The 20,531-nt window shown below is 56.3% G+C and carries 17 protein-coding genes; 4 read left to right on the forward strand and 13 right to left on the reverse strand.

The genetic code is table 11. The features are described 5' to 3' along the window. Window positions 1-102 precede the first annotated feature (102 nt). Complete coding sequence (locus ADIMK_RS13550) at window positions 103-3,198, forward strand: tectonin domain-containing protein (protein ID WP_156042919.1); 3,096 nt, start codon at window positions 103-105, stop codon at window positions 3,196-3,198. Between the two features lie 397 nt (window positions 3,199-3,595). Beyond that, the gene (locus tag ADIMK_RS13555) at window positions 3,596-5,488 is read left to right on the forward strand and encodes a S8 family peptidase (protein WP_051692952.1); all 1,893 of its coding nucleotides are present in this window, start codon (window positions 3,596-3,598) and stop codon (window positions 5,486-5,488) included. A gap of 18 nt (window positions 5,489-5,506) precedes the next feature. On the opposite strand, the gene ADIMK_RS13560 is transcribed toward ADIMK_RS13555, so the two are convergent. Both ADIMK_RS13560 and ADIMK_RS13565 read right to left on the reverse strand, forming a co-directional pair. Next, window positions 5,507-6,442 (reverse strand): pyridoxamine 5'-phosphate oxidase family protein, encoded by a 936-nt coding sequence (locus tag ADIMK_RS13560; protein WP_036189084.1) that lies wholly within the window; start codon window positions 6,440-6,442, stop codon window positions 5,507-5,509. A gap of 1 nt (window position 6,443) precedes the next feature. Continuing rightward, window positions 6,444-6,848 carry a VOC family protein gene (locus tag ADIMK_RS13565; RefSeq protein WP_036189086.1) on the reverse strand — a complete coding sequence of 135 codons (405 nt, stop codon included), beginning with the start codon at window positions 6,846-6,848 and terminating at the stop codon, window positions 6,444-6,446. Between the two features lie 138 nt (window positions 6,849-6,986). On the opposite strand from ADIMK_RS13565, the gene ADIMK_RS13570 reads away from it, so the two are divergent. Both ADIMK_RS13570 and ADIMK_RS13575 read left to right on the forward strand, forming a co-directional pair. Further along, window positions 6,987-7,562 carry a TetR/AcrR family transcriptional regulator gene (locus ADIMK_RS13570; protein WP_036189088.1) on the forward strand — a complete coding sequence of 192 codons (576 nt, stop codon included), beginning with the start codon at window positions 6,987-6,989 and terminating at the stop codon, window positions 7,560-7,562. A 63-nt stretch (window positions 7,563-7,625) separates the two neighbouring features. After that, complete coding sequence (locus ADIMK_RS13575) at window positions 7,626-7,865, forward strand: hypothetical protein (RefSeq protein WP_036189090.1); 240 nt, start codon at window positions 7,626-7,628, stop codon at window positions 7,863-7,865. On the opposite strand, the gene ADIMK_RS13580 is transcribed toward ADIMK_RS13575, so the two are convergent. From ADIMK_RS13580 to ADIMK_RS13630, 11 genes are all read right to left on the reverse strand, one after another. Then, a complete protein-coding gene (locus ADIMK_RS13580) occupies window positions 7,858-8,385 on the reverse strand; it encodes a retropepsin-like aspartic protease family protein (protein ID WP_036189092.1) in 528 nt (175 codons plus the stop codon). The two genes, ADIMK_RS13575 and ADIMK_RS13580, sit on opposite strands and share 8 nt — an antisense overlap. A gap of 74 nt (window positions 8,386-8,459) precedes the next feature. Continuing rightward, a complete protein-coding gene (locus ADIMK_RS13585; protein WP_036189095.1) occupies window positions 8,460-10,787 on the reverse strand; it encodes a DNA polymerase II in 2,328 nt (775 codons plus the stop codon). 6 nt (window positions 10,788-10,793) lie between these two features. After that, window positions 10,794-11,789: a diphosphomevalonate decarboxylase gene (mvaD, locus tag ADIMK_RS21985; RefSeq protein ID WP_036189098.1), complete on the reverse strand. Its 996-nt coding sequence runs from the start codon at window positions 11,787-11,789 to the stop codon at window positions 10,794-10,796. Window positions 11,790-11,796: 7 nt separating this feature from the next. Continuing rightward, window positions 11,797-12,735 (reverse strand): mevalonate kinase, encoded by a 939-nt coding sequence (gene mvk / locus ADIMK_RS13595; RefSeq protein ID WP_036189101.1) that lies wholly within the window; start codon window positions 12,733-12,735, stop codon window positions 11,797-11,799. Next, window positions 12,722-13,732: a mevalonate kinase family protein gene (locus ADIMK_RS13600; RefSeq protein WP_036189103.1), complete on the reverse strand. Its 1,011-nt coding sequence runs from the start codon at window positions 13,730-13,732 to the stop codon at window positions 12,722-12,724. Before ADIMK_RS13600 ends, mvk begins: the two co-directional genes overlap by 14 nt. A gap of 13 nt (window positions 13,733-13,745) precedes the next feature. Further along, window positions 13,746-14,912 (reverse strand): hydroxymethylglutaryl-CoA synthase, encoded by a 1,167-nt coding sequence (locus ADIMK_RS13605; protein WP_036189105.1) that lies wholly within the window; start codon window positions 14,910-14,912, stop codon window positions 13,746-13,748. A gap of 15 nt (window positions 14,913-14,927) precedes the next feature. Then, complete coding sequence (gene fni, locus ADIMK_RS13610; RefSeq protein WP_036189107.1) at window positions 14,928-15,956, reverse strand: type 2 isopentenyl-diphosphate Delta-isomerase; 1,029 nt, start codon at window positions 15,954-15,956, stop codon at window positions 14,928-14,930. Then, entirely contained in the window at window positions 15,956-16,993 is a 1,038-nt protein-coding gene (locus ADIMK_RS13615; protein ID WP_036189110.1) for a hydroxymethylglutaryl-coenzyme A reductase family protein, read from the reverse strand. Before ADIMK_RS13615 ends, fni begins: the two co-directional genes overlap by 1 nt. 160 nt (window positions 16,994-17,153) lie before the next feature. Further along, the gene (locus ADIMK_RS13620) at window positions 17,154-18,533 is read right to left on the reverse strand and encodes a TolC family outer membrane protein (protein ID WP_036189111.1); all 1,380 of its coding nucleotides are present in this window, start codon (window positions 18,531-18,533) and stop codon (window positions 17,154-17,156) included. Between the two features lie 33 nt (window positions 18,534-18,566). Further along, a complete protein-coding gene (locus ADIMK_RS13625) occupies window positions 18,567-19,187 on the reverse strand; it encodes a LuxR C-terminal-related transcriptional regulator (protein WP_051692954.1) in 621 nt (206 codons plus the stop codon). Window position 19,188: 1 nt separating this feature from the next. Continuing rightward, a complete protein-coding gene (locus tag ADIMK_RS13630) occupies window positions 19,189-20,520 on the reverse strand; it encodes an HlyD family type I secretion periplasmic adaptor subunit (RefSeq protein ID WP_036189114.1) in 1,332 nt (443 codons plus the stop codon). Window positions 20,521-20,531 lie beyond the last annotated feature (11 nt).

The following is a 20,531-nucleotide window of genomic DNA, read 5'->3' on the forward strand; positions in this document are numbered from 1 at the left end:
CATACTTTTGGCCGGTGTGCCTCCGGCGCTCTACTTCTATATTGCCCATTTGCTTAAACCGGACGACGGAAGGCTTATGGACAATCCAGAAGAGAGCGCCCAATGAATATAAGATCCTATTTATCCCTTATCTTTTTAATGCTCTCGCTGAGCCTCATCAGCCAGAGCAGTAGCGCTGCCATCGAGTGCGGCGGCCAGGGCCAGGCAGCCTGTGAATCGAAATCTGCCGAGTTCGTGCGCGGGGTGCCGACTCATGATGCCTGCCGCGACGGCGGTTTCGTCGACCCTATCAATGGTGGCGAGTGCTGGAGGTGCCCGGAAGGATTTGTACGCTCGTGGCGTCCAATCACAGACAAAGGCGCTGCCTGTATAAAACCTCGTGGAGGCCTTGCCTACGAAAAAGCGACGCAGATACCAACCAACGGCGGTAACTGTCCTGCCGGACAGTTCTTCGATCCTCGGGAAGGTGGTGAGTGCTGGTCCTGCCCGGAAGGCTATGACCGCTCCTTGGCAGAGGTCGATAAATTCAACGCTTGTGTAAAAGCCGCTCACGAAAAATTTGCGGCAGCTACCCAGCGCAGTACACTCAAGACGCAGTGCGATGCAGGCCAGTTCTCCGATCCCAATGGAGGGTGCTACTCCTGTCCCTCTGGCTACAATCGTACCGGTTACCCGGTTACCAGCAACAAAGCCTGCTCCAAAGCTGTCAGCAGCGACAAATCAGCGGTTAACCATGGCCGTGGCACTGGTATATTCGGTACCGACTGTGGGTCAGGACAGTTCTGGGACCCGAACGGCAGCTGCTACTCCTGCCCATCCGGATATTCCCGCACCACCGCGCCAGTAACCGCTGGCAACGCTTGCCGCCGTAATTATGAAGATCTGAAACCTGCGAACTCACATGGAAAACTGATTACAGCCTGCCCCGCTGGCCAGTTTGGTGACCCTAACGGCAAATGCTACACCTGCCCTACAGGCTACAAACGCACAGGCTATGCCGTGACCGACTCACGCGCATGCGCCAAGGTGGAACCTGAAGCCGTATCGCGTGCCACACAGGAGAGCCGATTGTGTAAGGCCGAAGATGGGGAGTTCGTCCATTTCGGCCAATGCTGGACCTGCCCGACCGGTTATGATCGTAGCATTGCGCCAATCGATTCAGACCTGGCATGCATTACCAATGCCTCTGAATTTACCGCCGCCGAGTTTCTAGAACCCTGGGGCTGCGACGCCAGCAAAGGAGAATTTTGGGACCCGCTCAACAAAAACGGCTCCAAACTGGGTTCCTGCTGGAAATGCCCGAGCCAGACCGAACGCAGCACTGCCCGAGTGGATTCGAACCAGGCCTGCATATCCGCCGAGATTCGCTGGGTAAATGATCCCTATGACGAGCCAGGTATGTTCCGTCTTGGCCGAACCAACCAGTTCACCAAGATGGCTGTCAATCTGTTCCAGTCACCAGAAAGTATCGCCAGCATTACCGATTTTATGCATCGAATCTGGGAGGGCATGGAGGAAAAAACCGGCACTGCGGATCAATACGTGAAAGAGCAGTGGCAGCTGATCGCATCCAACCCTGCCGAAAGTCCCGCATTCATCGCGTATGTGTTTACATCGATGCAGCAGATTCTGCTGCTTCCCGCCAATGAGCGCTCGGCAGACGAAAAGGCGCTGTTAACCGCTTTTGAAGACTATATAAATGCCCGCCGACTTTATATGGCCGAACAGGCGATGGAAGCTTACGACGGCTGGAAAACGGCATACGACTGGCGTGCTGCACAGAGAAGCAATCTGGCGAGTCTGGCAGGTACAGAGAGTCCTCCACCGGACTTCTTAGCCCTGACACAGGGCAGCCTAGAGGGTTCATCTAAGTCAGGTGCTTCTCTTATCGCCATAGCAGCGGTCAATCGGGCGTTGAGCCACCTGTCTCAGTCACAACTGGTAAATCTTGGTAATGCTATTTGGCCCTACATGGGCGAGGGCCTAAGAAGACAGGTCATCAAGCAAGTATCCGAGAAAGCTGCAAGACAGGCTGCAACAACGGCCGCAAAAGCCAGTACGACAATCATGAGAAGCGCCGGACCGCAGATCATATTTGCCGTGTTTACGATCGTTACTGAGATCAGGATGAATCAGGTCATCGACATTGCGAATGCCCGCATCAAAATTCAGGAGTCTATCGACTATATCAAGCGTAATCCGGTAAGTCTGGATGATTTGACCTCTTCGGAAGAGCAGTATCAGATGATGCTTAAATACTGGAGCCTGGCCACAGACACCAAGTATTCACCGCCATCGGCTGTGATTTCCGCTGCTAAGAAGGCGGAAAAGATAGCGCGCGAAAGCGGTTTCGCACGTGAATATACGGCTCCCGAAAGCTCTGAATCCGGGGTTGTCCTGGTCGGTAACTCTGTCACTATCGACACCGGAGAAAGCTCCGGTACAGAGAAGAGTCCGGTTGGGGAGATCGAGATTCAGAAAGTCGAAAGCATCTCCTGGAGCAAGGAGGCCGACAAGGTTGAAGATATTTTCATCGACCATGCGGGCAATATATTCCGCAAGGTAATTGCATCGTCAGAGCCTGTCATTCAGGTATTTGATTCCGGTCGTAAACAGTGGAGCGATGTCGCCAAAGGCTTCTCTGACATCGCCGGCGCTGACGACGGAAAAGTCTGGCTGATGGACTCAGCCGGTGCCTTGTATAGCGGTTCGGTCGATGGCTCAGATATCAAGAAAATCGACGGTGCCGCATCGGCCATTACGTCATCGAACTCCGGCGATCTTTGGGTGGTAAGCGACAAACTCAATAACCAGGGTGGTGATATATGGATACTGAGTAATAAACGCTGGCAGAAAAAAGCCGGTGTCAAAGCCGTCGCGATTGCCAATCAGAATGGATATATGTGGGCTGTAAACAAACAGGGGGACATCCTGCGCTCAGACACCAACGACGCGAGATCACTGCTGCGCTCGCGCATGAAGAAGATGCCGGGCAAAGCATTGGATATCGCATCCGGCCGTGACGGTTCAATCTATGTGGTCGGCACCGACAACCAACTCTACCTCTGGGATGATACGGGCGGCCAGTGGGTTAAAAAGCAGACTTCACCCAAGGCTGTGCGTGTGGCGGTTGAGCAAGCCGGGGATGTCTGGTTGATTGACGAAAAAGGTAGCCTGTTCAGGGGAAGCTATCGCTGAGCCTGAATTAAAACCTTGTTTAAATCGGCCCGATCAGGGCCGATTTTTCTAGTCTCCTTCTTAGCTTCCGTTATCGGCACTCCCTTCCAGCGTAGCGTTCAAACCGAAGCGTTCAGTTGATGCACGATGCATGTTTCAAACTGATTATCGATAGAGTGCAGGGATACGCTCCCGAACTGATCGAGCGGTAATATCGCAGCGAGTGCGCGGCGTCGGTCCAGCACTGCGTCCTCCCGTATTCTGAATATAATTCATTTTGTAAACTTTTCGTTACACATTCGGCGCTTTTACGAATTATGTACAACGACGTTACATGACCTATACCTAAAGCATTTCCCGTCGTTGCATTACCCGATCCGGCGGAATCCCCCCACCTCTCGCTGTAGGAGGGTGTTCCATGAGTCGATTACAATTTAGCGCGCTGGCACTGATATTTGCATTGATTGCCCCCCTGCACACCAGCCTCGCCGCGCCTGCCCAACCATCCGGCCTCGATTTGCCGAGCTATGCACCTGACCGCGTGCTGGTCAAGTTCAAACCCGGTGCAGCCGCACAAGCCCGAGAAATTCCCGCCGATGCACAGGTGATCGAGAGCATTCCCCAGATCGGTGTACTGGTGCTCCAGGTGCCGATCGGGCAGGTGGGCAACAGTCTGGCGGCGCTCAGGCGCAACCCGAATGTGCTCTACGCCGAACCGGATTACTACCGCGTGCTCGTCGTGCCCAGTGAAGATCCCGGCCCTCTTCCGATGAGCGATATCACCAACCTGTTCGACGATCAGTGGTATCTGCGCAATACAGGTCAGGGTCATATCGTCAAAACTGTGGATCTTTTCGGCAACGTCAGCCTCGATACCCAGTACGGCACGCCCGGTGCGGATATCCACTGGCCCGGCGCCGATTTCGACTGGTCGACCATTGATACGAACAGCTTCGATCTGGCCCGTATCGCAGTGCTCGATAGCGGGGCCGACTGCGCTATACCGGATCTATCAGGCAACGGTGTCGATATACCCGGCAAGTGTCTAGAGAAAGTCAGCCTCGTTGGCAGCGATCCCGGTACCGGCTGGGACCCCTGCCCCGACAGTGATGAAGCCTGCGATAACCTCGGGCATGGCACCTTCACCGCCTCCGAGGCGGTAGCCAGAGTTAACAACCAGCTTGGCCTCTCCGGCGTGGCCTATCGCACCGGTGCCGGCATCTTCAAGGTGTGCTATCAGGAACTGGTCAGTGATGGACTGTTTCTCTACCTTGTAGGGCTCTGCCCTGTATCCCACTCTATCGCCGCCATCGGGCAGGCAGCGGATAGTGGCTACCACGTGATCACCATGAGCTATGGCAGCGACTGGATTACCCCCACCGGTGAGATCTACGCCACCGATCCATCCAATGCCGAGTGCGATGCCATCGAATATGCCAACAGCCTCGGTGTTGTGGTCGTAGCAGCGGCGGGAAACAACGGCGACACCGGCAAGGTGTATCCGGCCGCGTGCACCGATAGCAGCGGCAACTCCAGTGTGATAGCCGTCGCGGCCTCCAACGACGAGGATGATCGGGCCACGTTCTCGACCTACAGCCGCAACCGCGATGACTGGGTATCCATGGCGGCCCCCGGCGATGGACTCATAGGACTCTTGCCCGGGGCGGCCTGCGGCATCTCGTCAGCATCCGACAGCTGTGTCGACTGGTGGAGCGGCACATCGATGTCGGCGCCACTGGTAGCCGGCGCTGCCGCGCTGGTATGGAACGATCTTTATACCCGTCTGGCCGACGGCGCTCCCACCGAGCCAAGCCTTTGTACCTATGCCGGCATGCCGTGCAATCAGGTTGTACGCCAACGCCTTGAAGATAATGCGGCTCAAGTCGGAGCCAACGGCCAGAACCTGCTGAGCTGGACCGCCCACGGCAGGCTCGACCTGAGTGCAGCACTGGCCAACGACGTTGTTCCGTCAGGAGGGGGGGACCCGGGCACAGGCGTGGTAGCCGCTTTCAGTTACGACTGTATCGGGTTGATCTGTAACTTCACCAATGCATCCCAAGGTCAGGGCACCCTCGGCTATAGCTGGAACTTCGGCGACGGCGTCACCAGCAGTGATACAAGTCCCGGTCACACCTATGGCGCCGCCGGCACCTATGAGGTCACGTTGATCACGACCGACAGCGGTGGCAGTGTACCGGTGAGCGCCAGCGTGACACTCAAAAGCGGCAAGCGCTCCACAAGCGGCAGTGTGAGCAGTTCAGGTGGAGGCAGTTCAGGCGGCACCTGCACACATCCGAAAAACAAGTGCTGATCCTGTCGGGATGACACCCTATGCCGGGGTGTCACCCTGCCCACCCCCGGTATTGGCCCAGCGGTACGGGCTCGCCTGTTTAACCCAATACCCGGATTTCATCCGAAACAGAACATTGCGCGCATAGCCTGCAACTGGAAGCGGGCCATCATCGGCCCACAAAAGTGAAGCCTCACCATTCAGATGCAGATGGTCTCCGCTCTGGTAGTCGATAAACAGCAGCGCTGTCTCCGTATCCGTCATGATATTGCCAAGCGTATTAAAGAAGTTGTTTCCTCTGAAGTCGGCAAACGCCAGCGTATGCGTATCTAACTGGTGCACAAAGCCGACCACTCCTCCTCGGTGCGAGATATCGTATCCGGCCATAGGCTCAGTCAAACTGCCCACGGCAGGTGCAGCACGGCTGGCGATAAACAGGGTATCAGCCTCGGATATAAGCTCAGCCACAGGCCCCAGAAGCGAACTGATTGCCTCAGGTTGCACGGCGTCAACAGGACTGTGAGCGCAGATTTCACGCGGCACTATGTACTTCGGACAATTACCGAAACTTTGCTCGACCTCCAACACCAGCTCGTCGGCTGAAGCTGCGATAACCCGGCCATTGGCGCGATTGCGGCGCCGGCTGGAAAACTCGAGACCAAGTACCGCATAGCGCTGCCCCTTTGTGAACTGCATAAACAGCGGGTCACTTGCGCTCAGTGACAGCTTTACCGAAAGCGTTCGCTCATCAGGCGATGCGACAAAACCGGGTTCGCCATACAAGGCAGTCGCCCACAGCCTGTCACGGCAATCGGCGCTGGCGACCAGCAGCATCGGCAAATGAGCATAAAACGCGCGGTGCTGTTCAATAAGGTAGGGACGCAGCACCTTTTCGCCCACGGCCGCCATTTTGTCCGCGACACCGACCCGTGTCTGAACCTCACGTTCTCCGGCATGAAAGGGCTGCGTCTGCATATCAATTCCCTCCGGTCGCGATCAGTTCCATGCGGATTCCACCGGGAATGGTGCACATCATGTGCCTGATCGGTGTGTCGCCCAGCGGCTCAGGTGCAAACTCGATCTCGACGCCATCAAAATTTTGTAGCCGCTCATAAGCCTTTTCAAGGCCTGTTACACCGTCGACAGCCAATGCGAAGTGATGCAAACCCAGATTACTCTTGCGATCGAAAGACACCGCGTTTTCGGCCTGAACCTGCCATAGCGTCAACATCACTGTACCGTCGTGTATAAACACCGCCGGATAATCCGGTTTCTCCCCTACCCGCTCAAACCCCAGCGCGTCACAAAAGAAGCGCTCGGTTTCAGCCAGATCGGATACCGTCAATCCCAGGTGGTGCACACCTTTGGTCATAGCACTCATTTAGGTTGCTCCATTGCTTTAAACTTTAAAGTGAACAGATCTGTTCACCAACAAACAGAACACTAGTAGACAGATCTGTTCACGTCAATAGCTTTCGAGTAAGCTATTGGAAGAAACGGTTTCAACGACAGACACACGATGGCCAATAGCACCCCACGCAAGCAGCACCTTTTAGACACCGCCTTCCGCCTTTTCAACGAGCGTGGCTACCACGCGACCGGCATCGACCTGATACTGGCCGAATCCGGGGTATCAAAAGCAACCTTGTATAAGCACTTTGCCAGTAAAGAGGCGCTGATTCTGGCCGTGCTGGAGCAACGGCATCGTCAGCTGATGGAAAGCCTGGAGGCATCTCTGGCCAGGGACCCCAGCCCCGCGGGCGTGCTCGTAATCTTTGATCTGTTAGCCACATGGTTCAAAAGCGTTGATTTCTTCGGCTGCAACTTTATCCGCGCCAGTGGCGAATACTCGGCTCACGAGGACAGTATTCACCGTTTCGCCGCAGCACATAAAACCCGCATGGCCGACGTGCTTGAACACCACTTGAAGCCCCACTGCGGCGGCGCAAGTGCAAAGCTGGCCTCTGACCTGATGCTGTTGATCGACGGCGCTATCGTCGCAGCACAGATGCTAGAGGATAAGGAAGCGGCTGCTCGGGCAAAGGAGATCGCCCGTTTCATGCTCGATAGCACCGGGTGTGGACAGCAAGCGTAACCCCCCCCTGTCCTAAAGCACGTTAAAGATACTTCCCACATATATTTTTAAAGTGCATAATGGATGCATGTTTTAAATGCCGGTTGGGAGATGATCGAAATGGTTCAGTGGTCCAACACCGAAATCGCCGTCTTTATCGCACTCTTATTCGCTATCGGATTCAAGCTGTGGTCAGTCTGGCATGTACAGATCTGTGCCAAAGCAACCCGTGAGGGAAAGATGATCTTCCTCGGTCTGGTGTCCGGCCTTACGCTGTTTGCCGTCGCCGCGAAATTCTTTATCAGCTACCAGATGGCTATCTGACAGCGTCGGGTACTCGCAACGTGAGCTGCCCGTTGCGCTGAATCAGCTCAAGATGCTGCATAAAGCTCATACCGAGCAGCACGATATTCTCGCTCATCCCCGGATTGATGGTGGCACTGACATCCTGCATGCGTATTCCGCCGAGTTCGACGCTATCAAGCTGGGTTCTGTACACCGTCACAACTCCATTCGCCGTCATCGACTGCATCGGCGCACCACGCTGCAAGCCCAACTCGCTCGCCAGCCCCTGCGGTACGCTGACATTAGTGGCACCGGTATCCAGCAGGAACTCAACCCGCTGACCGTTGATACGCCCCGGCGCCAGATAATGACCGGCCCGGTTTCGATCCAGCACCACCTCGGGGCGGGCGCTGTCGCTTAACGCAAGGGTTGCATTGGGGTTATCCCGCGAGGCGATAAAGTTGTTAAAGTAAAGCGTCAGCATCGCCAGCACGACCACCCAGGTCAGGTGGGTCATCAGGCGCGCCATGCGTCGGCGGTTACGATCGGGATCGTTCATGCTCTTCTCGTCTTCTGCTCATCCTGAATAGACTGCCCTGAGCGTGATTAAATTCCATTTCGTCTGGCGGTGGCTCAAAACAGATCGATCTGGGGCGCCGACAGGGCTTCAAACCCCTGCCCCAGAAACGGCAGGATCGAATCCGCCACCGGCAGCAGCTGCTTATCCACATAGTGTTGGTAATCGATAGGCGAGCGCAACAGCTCCAGCGGCTCGGGGCCGTTGACCGTCATCAGGTATTGGACGGAGTCACCCACGCCATAGGCTGGAGGCAGGTGCAGCTGCTTGCGCTCCATCTCCAATAGTCTTGCGGCCTTCACATGTGGCGGCTGGTTATGGGTATAAGCGTCGAGCGGCTGTCGCAGGCGTCGCCTGTACACCAGCTGCTCGTCACGCTCTCCGCCGCGCAAGGCCTCAAGCGTTGCCGTGATCAGTGACTCGTAGGGCTGGTCATGAAAGATACGTTCATACAACTCGCGCTGGAAGGTACGCGCCAGTGCCGTCCAGTCGGTACGCACAGACTCAAGCCCGCGAAACACCAACTCTTCACTGCCGTCTGAGAGGCGCTTGAGACCGGCATAGCGCTTCTTGCTGCCCTTTTCGCTGTGCCGCATGCGAGGCATCAGAAAACGGCTGTAGTGCGCCTCGAACTGGAGTTCCAGCGCACACTCCAAGCCAAAGCGCTCCCGGAGTTGCTGTTGCCACCATCCGTTCAGCTCATGGGACAGCTGCTCCCCATAAAGTGTGGTATCCCGATCAGCCCAATCATCGCCGAGCCAGACGAAAACAGAATCGGTATCGCCGTAGATCACCTTGTGGCCATGATGCTGCTCGATACGCTCGGCGGTCTGATTAAGTATCTGATGACCGCGCAAGGTAATGGAACCTGACAGCCGCTGATCGAAAAAGCGGCAGACGCGAGATCCCAACACACCATAGCAAGCGTTCATCTGTATCTTGATCGCCTGCGAAAGCGCCGCGTTGCCCTCGGCCTTGGCCCGATCCCGCGCCAGCCATAGGTGCTCGATAATATCCGGCAGCAGTGCCTGCGAGCGTGAAAAAATAGCGCCGTGAAAGCCCGGCACCAGATCGTCGGGATCAGCATTTTCCAGCCCCCCCCGACTCATGCCGAGCGGGTCGATCTTGAACGTGCGGATAATGCTCGGATACAGGCTTTTAAAATCCAGCACCAGAATATGGCGATAAAGCCCGGGTACGGAGTCCATGACAAAGCCCCCGGGGATAGACAGGTCAGAGCGCCCCGAGGCGTATTGGGGCGCCACATGCCCCTTGCGGTGTAGCACCGGCAGGTAGAGGTTATCGAAGGCCTGTTGCGAGCCCCCCACCTTGTCCAGCGGCAGGCCTGTCAGTCGGGCACGCTCGATCAGGTACTCGATCAGCCCCGCCTTCTGAAAAATTTCGCTGACCAGCCTGCAATCTTCAAGGTTGTACCGCGCAAGCGCCAACCGGTCTTCGGCATACAGCCGCTGAATTTCGGCCCCGCGATCATCAACCTTGTCGATCGCCTTACCCCGCCCCAGCAGCGCATTCGCGACAAACTCAAGGCCATAGCGCTCAAAGCGCCAGGTCGCGCCCTTTAGGGTATCGATGCCATCGAGCACGACCCTGCCCGGTATCCGCGCAAACCATCGCCCGTTCTGAGCACGGTCCACCAGAATCGGCGAGGTGTCTCGACCGATGGTCAGTTTTACGCCCAAGGCTCTCGCGCGCGCCTCCAGCACCCGGAGATCGAAGCCGATCACATTCCAGCCGATCAGAATATCGGGATCGTAGGAGTTGATCGCCGCGATCATTCGTACCAGCAGGTCGCGCTCATCGCGACAACTCTCAATCCAGGGTTCAACGGGAGCCTCTCCATTGACCAGCACGCGCTCGAAACCATCGCCTTGTAACGCTACCGACAGAATACGATCGGCCCGCATCGTGGTCTCGATGTCGATGGATACTATGCGAAAAGCGGGATCATAATCGGCAGGCTTAAGCAGGGTCTTGCCCGCTCGTTGAGTGCAGGCGGCACCGGCATGAATAAACCGCTCCATCAGATAACGGTCGACAGGCCGGATATCCTCCTCCATCAGCGCGAGTCCTGCGCCGACAATGCGAGCGACTGCGTCACGATAGAGCGCAAGTGTGCGGCAATAGAGCGCCGCAACCGGCCGCTGCTGAAGGTCGCACAGCTCCAACTCCCTCAGGCGCCAACCGCTGAGTTCGGACAACAGTTCACGGATAGCGTCGAGCTCCGAGGCGAGCACGAAGCACACCGCGTCCTCACCCTGAATATCGATACGCTGAGGTCCAGCAGCGGTGGACAACCAATAGGAGAGTTCGATTCCGTCGGCCAGATCCCGTTGCTGGCGAGTCAGTACGAAGCCGGTGGTCACGGTCGATCAGACACCGAAAGGCTGCACGATCTCCATTCCCGGAAAGTGAGCCTCCAGTGCTGCAGCTGAAGCTGATTCGAACAACATCTTCAGGTTCGGGCCTGCATCCATGGTGAAGTAAACCGCCAGCCCCTCTGCGCGCAGACGCCATACCTTTTGCATCGCCGCCACACTGCCAGGCTGCCAATAAAGCAACGGGGGCCAGGATGCAATCATGGTGGCATGCATCGACAGCGCATTCTGCTCGGCCACGCTTCCCAGCAGTGCGAAGTCACGTGTCTCTATCGCCTGCTGTAGACGGCTAAGATCGGACGCGGCCTGCAACGGCCAGCTCTGGTAGAGGTGTGCTGTTTCCTTGGTGCGTTGCATCCCGGCACGGGAGTCGACGCTTTTTTCACTCTCATCGACTTTGATAAGACCGATCGAGAGCCCGGGCCAGGTTTGCTCAAGTGCTACAGCATGGCTATCCAGGCCATCTTCACGCACGCCCATCTGCCACTCGACAAAACCATCGAACAGCGACCGACACGCGCTACCGCTACCCAGGCGGGCAATGATCGACTGCTCGGTAGCTGTAAGACCAAGACCGAAAGCATCGACCAGCGCCTTGGTCAGCGCACCGAACCCGGATGCCGATGAAGCAAGCCCAGCCGCCGTCGGTATGTTGTTGTGAGTGTCCACCCGAAAAGCCAATTCGGGATGCCGTATTCTAAAGAGATCGATGAATCCGCTGACACGGCGAGCAAAGCGGCTGTCGGATACCTGCCTGACGCCGTTCAGCCAGACCTCGTCGCTGGCGGCCTCGATGGGCTCGACACGGGTGCGACTGCCAAGGGTGTCCAACGACACCGAGAGTGAGGCATTCACAGGTAGATTCAGCTCCGAATCTCGCTTGCCCCAGTATTTGCACAAGGCGATGTTGCTCGGTGCAAAGTGCTCGGCACTGGCTTTCGGTATGGTCGCCTCCGGCATCCAGCCAGCCATTACATCTATACGGTTCATAGCCCTCTCAGCTCCTGCTCTCAGCCAACTGCTCGCTCTCCGTACCGCGCGCAGACAATCCGATGGGAATCTCTTCAAAGCGTAGATCGCCGAACTTCGCACTGCCCAGTGCAACGACGCAATCACCCAATCCTGAGCCGGAAATCTTCGCGCCCAAAACACCTTCTGCCGAGCGAAGCCGATACACCAGCTCTGCCAAATTGCCATCGCAGACACCCAGGGCATCCATCAGACCTTGATAGACGTTCATCAGTTCGCCGAGCGCATTCCAGTCACTGTTATCCACAGCGGCCCTGGCATTGAGGCTGCATTGCTCCATAAGCCTGTCCAGCCCGTCATACAACTCCGGATATCGCTGACGCTTGGTCTCGACCAGCTCCAGCACATCCGGTGTTTTCATCTTGTAGCCTACATACCAGAGACTCAACGTAGGTAGGCCCTTGAGCGGAATCAGCTCTCTTGGCTCTACCCTGTAGGCGATCACGCCACCGTAGAGGCTGGCGGCCAGATCGGTGCCTGAGCCTCTCCCGTTTTGAACCTGGTGAATCACCTTCAGCGCCGAATCGAACAGTTGCTCTGTACTGAAACCCGTCCCGGCAAAACGATCCAATACAACGGTTAACGCCGCTATCACGGCAGCAGAAGAGCCAAGGCCGACACGGTGGGAAAATTCGGAGGTGATCTTCAGCTCGAAGCCGGATGCCAGGTGTGAGCGCCATTGTCGTAATGCCGCTATGACAAATTTAAGCTCGGACGACTCGGCTAATTCGCCAAGCGTTGACTCATAGACGCCCAGTGCACTGTCGACACACACACGATCATCGTCGCGCGGCCGGAGCTCCACATGGATATAACGGTCAACGGCGCAGGCAATTGCCAAGGCGCCACGTAAAACGGCATGCTCGCCCATCAGCATGATACTGCCGGGCGCACTAGCCCTGATCATCGAGCAATCGGACACCTGCTGGATCCTCCTTCAATTCGCCCCAATGCCAATCTCCAGGCATCTCCAGCGTAGATGGCGTACCCTCAGGCAGCCATACCAGCATCAACCCGCCACTCTCGCCAGAAACCGATCCGGCGCCGGCCACCTTGGCGGCTCCGCCGCGCCGTTCCACCTGCTCGGCGAACCGCACAAGGGTTGCAGGCACCACACCAATTCGAGTCAGCAGCCTGTGATTCTGCCGGATCATCTCAGCCAGAGGTGCACCGCTGCCAAGGCGAAGCTCGATCTCAGTGGTCACATCCGCAAACTCACTCCAGATCACCGATCCTGAAAAGGCACGTCTGACCCGCTCCACACAGGTTCCCGTACTGGCCGCGGGCGTACCGGTAAATACCCAGAACCAGCCCTCACCGAGCCCCTGTTCAGCCAACGCCGGCCGGCTGATCTGCCCGTCACGCAGGCGAACCAGACCACCGCTGCACACAGTCGCCGCATCGATCAAACTGCCCCGTCCGTGCTGTAATCGCTCACAGTGGTGTACCTTCTGGATCAGCTGATCAAGGTCGTCGAAATGGCCAAAAAGTGTGAGCAAGGCTGCAATCAGCGCCGCCGATGATCCCATGCCAGCACCGATAGGAATATCGGAGTCTATACGCACGCTGCCTCGGGGAATGCTGTCCAGCCCGGACACCATCCGCGCCATATCGACAGCATAAAAGGCCAGTTCTGCGGGTTTTTTAAGAATCTGCGTAATCGAGAGTTCGCCGCGCAGATAACGTTCGAAATGACTATCCAGGCGACGTCTAAGGGCCGCGAATTTATCCAGCCCCAGTACATGGGTTCGCTCTTGCGCGTGCCAGCTTAATCTTGGCAGCCTGTCGGACTGGTAGTAGACACGCATATGCCGGTCCACAGCCAGCGCCAGCGCCGGCGCGCCGTAGACCACGGCATGTTCACCGCTGAGGATGACCTTGCCCGGTGCGCAGGCAACTCGCATCAGAAACCCTCAATCAGCAGGGGATATACTCGCGCTTGTGATGGCTGATTGCAGCAAGGCGGAAGCGACCACGGGTAATATGCGGCAGCTCGTGTTCGCCACCATCTCGCGGATCGGGATGACGATAAAGGTTCAGGTACTCGTCGTAGCTAAGCGCCTCACGCTCGGACAGCATCTTGCTGTGCCGGTCGGCGTGTAGATGTTGCTCATACCCCGCTTGCACGGTGCCGCTAAAAAACTCGGCGACACAACCCGAACCGTAACTGAAAAATCCGATACGCTGACCGGCAAGGTTCTCCCGGCAGGTCTCCAGCAGGGAGCAAAGACCGATATACATCGACGCGGTGTAGCTGTTGCCGATAATGCGGTTGTAGCTCAGCGTCGGCTCGATCTGCGCCTCAATCTGCTCAGGTGCCATGGCGGCTTTGTTCAGTTTGACCAGATGTTGATGCGCCTTCTGCGCCATGCGGCTAAATGGCAGGTGGTAGCAGAAATGCCGCAGATCCTCGAAAACCAGCGGGCTTGCTTCGCGGAAACTTTCCCACGCCTTCTTCAGCGACTTGAGATAGATTTTCGTTGAATACTTGCCGTCCACCAGAGCGGTAGAGCGATAGTTCGGGCGCCAGAAATCCATGACATCCTCGGTGTAATTGCCCACCTCCGGATCGATACTGACAAGGCGTGGGTTAGCACCGATAAGCATGGCCACGGCACCGCAGCCCTGGGTCGCTTCACCCGGAGTGTTAAGGTCGTAGCGAGCAATATCGGACGCGACAACCAGTACCTTTCGGCGCGGATCGCGGGCCACCAGCGCGCAGGCCATCTGCAACGCGGCCGTCGCGCTGTAACAGGCCTGTTTCAGTTCAACAACACGACAGTTAGCATTCAGGCCGAGCAGCCGATGCACATAAACGCCTGCCGCTTTTGACTGATCGATACCCGTTTCTGTGGCGAACAGGAGGGTACTGACAGCATCGGGCCCAACGCGCTCGATCAGTGGTGACGCCGCATTAGCGGCCATAGTCACCACATCCTCATCAGGCGCGGCCATTCCCATTTTTTCCTGGCCGATTCCGACATAATACTTTTCAGGATCGGTATTCTGGACTTCCGCCAACGTCCTCAGATCAAAATAATAGCTGGACGTGTAGAAACTGATTTCGTCTATACCCACGGACATCTTTGGCTTAGATCCTCAACGCTCTTCTACGATCAGCGCGCGGTTGTTACGCATGGTCGCAACATCCGGCATGCCAAGCAGAAACATCGCCGTTACAAATTCACGTCTGACCCGCTCGATCACTTCGACGACGGCATCGACAGATTGACTGGCCGGGCGCAGGAAAGGCGCGGCCATACCGCACAGAGAGGCGCCGAGTATAACAGATTTGGCCATATCAATCCCATCTCTGAGCCCGCCGCTGGCGATCAACGTGGCACGATCCAACCAAGGCTGTGCGCACTTGAGTGCCACAGGCGTCGGCAGCCCCCAATCCTGGAACCGGATGCCTATATCGCTACCATCATCGCGCCGATGATGCTCTATCCGGCTCCAGGAGGTGCCACCGCTGCCAGCGACATCGAAATACCGTATACCCTGTGCATAACCGGCTGCAATATCCTCAGGCGAAAGCCCACACCCCACCTCTTTGAGCAGCACCGGCACTTTCAGCCCACGCTGAATTGCCCCGATCTTTTCAACCACGCCCCGGAAGTTAGTATCGCCTTCTGGCTGCACCGCTTCCTGCAATGGATTCAGGTGCAGATAGAGACCATCAGCACCCACACATTCGACGGCATCCCGGGCCTGCTCGATTGTAAACCCATAGTTGAGCTGCACAGCGCCGATATTGGCCAGCAGCACCGTATCGGGCGCAAGGCTACGCAGTTCAAAGCTAGAGCGGGCAGCGGGCTGCCCGAACATGACCCGTTGGGAGCCGACCGCCAGCGCCACACCGCAGTGCTGCGCCGCTTCGGCCAGATTGGTATTGATCCGGCGAACCAGCTCATGATCCCCACCGGTCATGGAGGAGATCAGCAGCGGAAAACTAAGCCTGCGGCCGAGAAACTCGATCGCCGAATCGATTTCAGCCAGATCCAGTTCAGGCAACGCCCGATGCGTCAGGACGATGCGATCGAAGTAACGTCCATCACGGTCAGTGGAGGGGTCGTTCTCTATCGCCCTGATGTGCTCGATCTTGCGGTCATTGGTTTGATCCGACATCAACGCTCCAGCTGGATATGTGCTTCCATCAGCTCACCGGGGTTGGTCTGGGCAGCAAGTAGCGACAGCTCTCCGCAAAGCACCGTTGCAGCACAAATGACGGCCAAACGGCGGGCATTGGCACCTGGCTCACGCTCTTCGCGACACCCCAACTGTGCGAGATTCGCCTCGACGAAATCGATTCCCTTTCCATTACCCACACTGCCAACAATAAGGTTGGGCAGAGTGCAGGAGAAATACAGATCGCCGTTGCGTACTTCTGCGTGGACCACACCCTGCGAGCCTTCAATAATGTTGGCGGCATCCTGCCCTGTGGCCAGGTAAAACGCCAACAGCATGTTGGCATAATGGGCGTTGGCGCTGCGTAACCCTCCGGCCATCAACGTACCGATAAGGTTCTTCTTGATATTGAGATCGACCACCTTCTCCGGCGTCGTTTTGAGCCGGCGCTCACAAATATCGCGCGGAATCAGGATTTCGCTGACCACATACTTGCCGCGACCCAAAATGCCGTTTACGGCTGTCGCCTTTTTGTCCGAGCAGTAGTTGGCCGATATCGAGCTGTAGCGAAGATCGGGATACTCACCCAGCAGCCAGGGGATCAGCTTGTCGGCAGCGTTGGTCACCATGTTGTGCCCGGACGCATCACCTGTTGTAAATTCAAGCCGCAGGTAGATCAGGTTACCCACGATCTGACTGTGCATGTCGATCAGTTGCGCGAAGCGGCTGGACTGAGTCACCACCGCATTCAGATCTTCCCGACGGGACTTGATCGACTGCAAGGCCTGATGAGCCGCCAGTGCATCATCCGCCTCGAGCAGGATCGAGCGAGTCATTCGTTCGTCGATAAGTGTCGTCTTGATTCCGCCTTCACAGAGTGTGGAAACTCGTGCACCTCGCCCGACGGAGTGCCACAAAGGTGTCTCATACGTCGCCAACGGCACGCTGAGTTTCTCATCCACTATGTGGCCACTGATCTGGATCGGCCCAACCCAGCGCATTGGGATAGGGGCCTGAAGTATCTTGTGCGCTTTCATCAGCTCTCTTTATCCCGCTGCTGTCGCGACAGGCAATGGCGGGACAGCGTACATCCTGTAATTAAAACAAAAAGAGGGTTGCAAACCCTGCAACCCTCTCAGGCAAAAACCTCAGGTGGGCGCGATTTTAGCCACCCACCCCGGTAGATGCAATCTTGGCTCAGCTAGCGCTTTCGCTGCTTTCCTCGGCCGTTTTCATCTCATCCATCGCAGGCTCAGCCTGCACCTCGGCCGTCATGGTTGCGGATTCTTCCAGCGGAACGTCGATGTTCATCGCGCTCAGAAGACCGCCCATGCCGTTGAGAATACGAAGCTTGGCAATCTGCTGATCGAGCTGAGCTTCGGCCAGCTGGTTCTTGGCGGAGAAGACCTCGTTCTCGGTATCGAGCAGATCTAGCAGGGAGCGCTGTCCGATATCAAACTGCTTCTGATAGGAGTTGCGAGTCTGCTCACTTGAACTTACATGCTGTTGCAGATGCTCGATCTGGCGTCCGAGAATCTCGTAAGCGTTCCAGGATAGTTCCAGGCTCTGCTTGATCTGGCGCATGGAGTCACGCTGAACCTGCTGGGCCTCGCCGATCTGATACTCAGTCTGACGAATACGTGCCTTGTCAGCACCACCGTTGAACAGGTTATAGCGCAGTCGCAGCATGGCGGTCAGATCTTCATCATCACCTTCGATACCATCCAGGTTTTCGTCCCAGCGACGCTCGATCTCAAGATCCAGTCTCGGATACATACGACTCTTGGCTGCATCACGCTGGGCATAGGTCGCCTCGACATCACTCTGAGCAACACCCACAACCGGATGGCTCTCATTAGCGATAGCCAATGCTTCTTCGAAGGTACCCGGCAGCTGCAGCGCATCATCCATCAGTGGTTCAAGATCGGCCGGCGGCTCTTGACCGACGACACGCTGGTAGTTGGCCTGAGCGTCGAGCAGATTATTTTCAGCAGCCAGTGTATTTACCTCTGCCAGAGCCAGTCGGCCTTCAGCCTGCTGAATGGAAGCCAGCGTGCCCAGGCCAGACTCGGAGCGACGCTTGATCTGATCGTAGATCTTGACGTGATTGTAGAGAGTCTCTTTCGCCAGCTTGACCAGTTGATCACGGCGTAGAAGCTCCAGGTAAGCGCGAGAGGCCTGTAATGCATAGTTTTCCGCCGAGTCGGATGCTTCCGCAGCAGCCGACTCCATACGGGCGCGTTGACGCTTCACTTCGCTAGGCGTTGCAAAGCCGTCGAACAACATCTGATTAATGTTCAGGTGAGCCTCACGACGGTTCAGCTCGACATCCTGAACACCCTGGTCTTTGTCTGTCCACTCATATCCGTAACCCAGAGTGGCATCGACGGTCGGGTAGTAGCCCGCTTTTGCCTGGTCAACCTCTTTGACCACGGCCCGGTAGGCCTCGATTGCCCGCGCAACATCCGGATTCTCCGCCAGATTGTCCGCTACGACTTCCTGTACTGTCGCGGAGTGCGCCGTGCCGGAGACAGCAACGAGCACAGCAGCCGCAAGCATAGACTGTTTAAACGCCATTTTTCTTCCCCTATCCTTAAAAGGTGTCCCTGATCAGACAGCGTTACGCTCAGTTCGCTGAGCTAAAAGAATAAGCTCTACACGATCACGCGCGCCAGTCTTGTTCAGAATAGCACTCATGTGAGCCTTTACCGTACGTTCAGTAATATCCAAACGTCGTGCCACTACTTTGTTGCTTGCACCGGACATTACTTCGACGAGTACTTCATTTTCCCGATCGCTCAAGCCATATCGTTCAGCCAGGCTTTGCACCGGCGGCTCCACCTGCTCAAGGAGCTGGCGCAACACCGATTGAAGTACATCTTGCCCTGCCCATATGTCGCCGCGTTTTACCGCCTTGATCATCTCATTGAGCAGGCTATAAGTGACGAAGGTATTACCATAGGCCTTGGCCCCTCGCCGAATCAGTTCACGACCCTCATCTGTATCAGGATGATCGGTCAGCACAACTAAACTCAAACCACAGCCATGAGCATGCGCCAACAACAACTCTTTTTCAGCTCCGCTGATGCTCTGCCAATGAGCCAGGCATAAACCGTTTTGGGGCAAAGCCACACTCGACAGCGGCTGCTCTAGCCTATTCAAGTTAAGATCCAGTGCTTCCGTCCAGCGCTGAGCGATGTCGTCCCTCATTGCGATACAGAAATAGTCCATTCTATCGCTCCGTTAAAGCCCGCTGACGCGCTTTCGTAATAGGCTTGAGCAGATACTGCATGACCGTTTTCTCGCCCGTGACAATATCCACGGAAACGGTCATGCCAGCTATCAGCGGCAAGTTCTTATTCTCGCCCAAATAGGGATTTTCCGTTTCCAGACGCACCTGATAGAACGTCTCATCCTTCTCGTCGACAATCGTACTCGGTGAGATGTATACCAGCTTGGCAGGCAAGCCACCGTAGATCGCAAAATCGTAGGCACTTACTTTCACCATCGAGGGCTGGCCAACCTTGAGCTGGCCGATGTCCGAAGGACGAATACGTGCCTCGATCAGCAGCTTATCTTCCCAAGGCACGATGTTCAGCAGAGGATCACCGGGGCGAACAACTCCGTCAATGGTGTTGATCAATAACTGCTTGACCGTTCCCTTGATCGGGGCGCGAACATCTGTGCGCTGGATTCGGTCCTGCATACCACTAAAGGTTTCACTCAGTCGCGCCCGTTCAGCCAGTACGTCATTCAACTCGGACCGGGCCGTATTACGGAACTGAAGCTCCATTTCGCTGCGTTTCTGGTCGATCTCTTCGATGGTCGACTGAATTCTCGGCAAACTCAGTTCGATACTGGATAGCTCGCCCCTGAGATCGTTGACCTGGCGCTTCAATCGCAGGTATTCCACCTCGGAAATAACGCCTTCGCTCAACAATGGCTCGGTAATACGCATCTCTTGCAGAAGCAGATCGTAGCTGCGACGAACCTGCGCCCGGCGAGATTCTGCCTCCTTGAGTTCTTGACGCCGCTGGTCACGCTGCTGACCCAGTACAGCAAGGTTGGCATTCAGCTCCTGCTGACGCGTCGCGAACAGGTTCACCTCTTGATTGAGCAGGTATTGATACTGTTCAGGAAAATCCTTCGGCGTTTCCATCGGCTCGCCATTTGCTTCCGCAGCGAGCCTGGCGGCTTTTGACTTTAATTCAAACAGCCGTACTTCACTCTCTTTCACCGAGCTCACGAAGCGCTTGTCTTCAATTCGCATCAGGACCTGGCCCTTCTCCACCAGGTCTCCTTCGTGAACAAGTATTTCGGAGACGATCCCGCCCTCGAGGTTCTGTACAACCTGCAACTGGCGGGACGGTATTATTTCGCCATCACCACGGGTAATTTCATCCAGCGTGGCCCAGTTGGCCCACACACCGGCGGCCAAGATAAACAATGCCATAGCCCATAATAACGCACTGGCCCCTTTCGGCGCCTGCTCCAACATCGCTTCACTGATACTGGATGTGTAGCCCAGATCTTCCTGCTTCAACTTAACTTCTTTGCGCTTCATCTACGGCTTGT

This window comes from Marinobacterium lacunae, from assembly GCF_000705555.1.
Lineage (GTDB): Bacteria > Pseudomonadota > Gammaproteobacteria > Pseudomonadales > Balneatricaceae > Marinobacterium_D > Marinobacterium_D lacunae.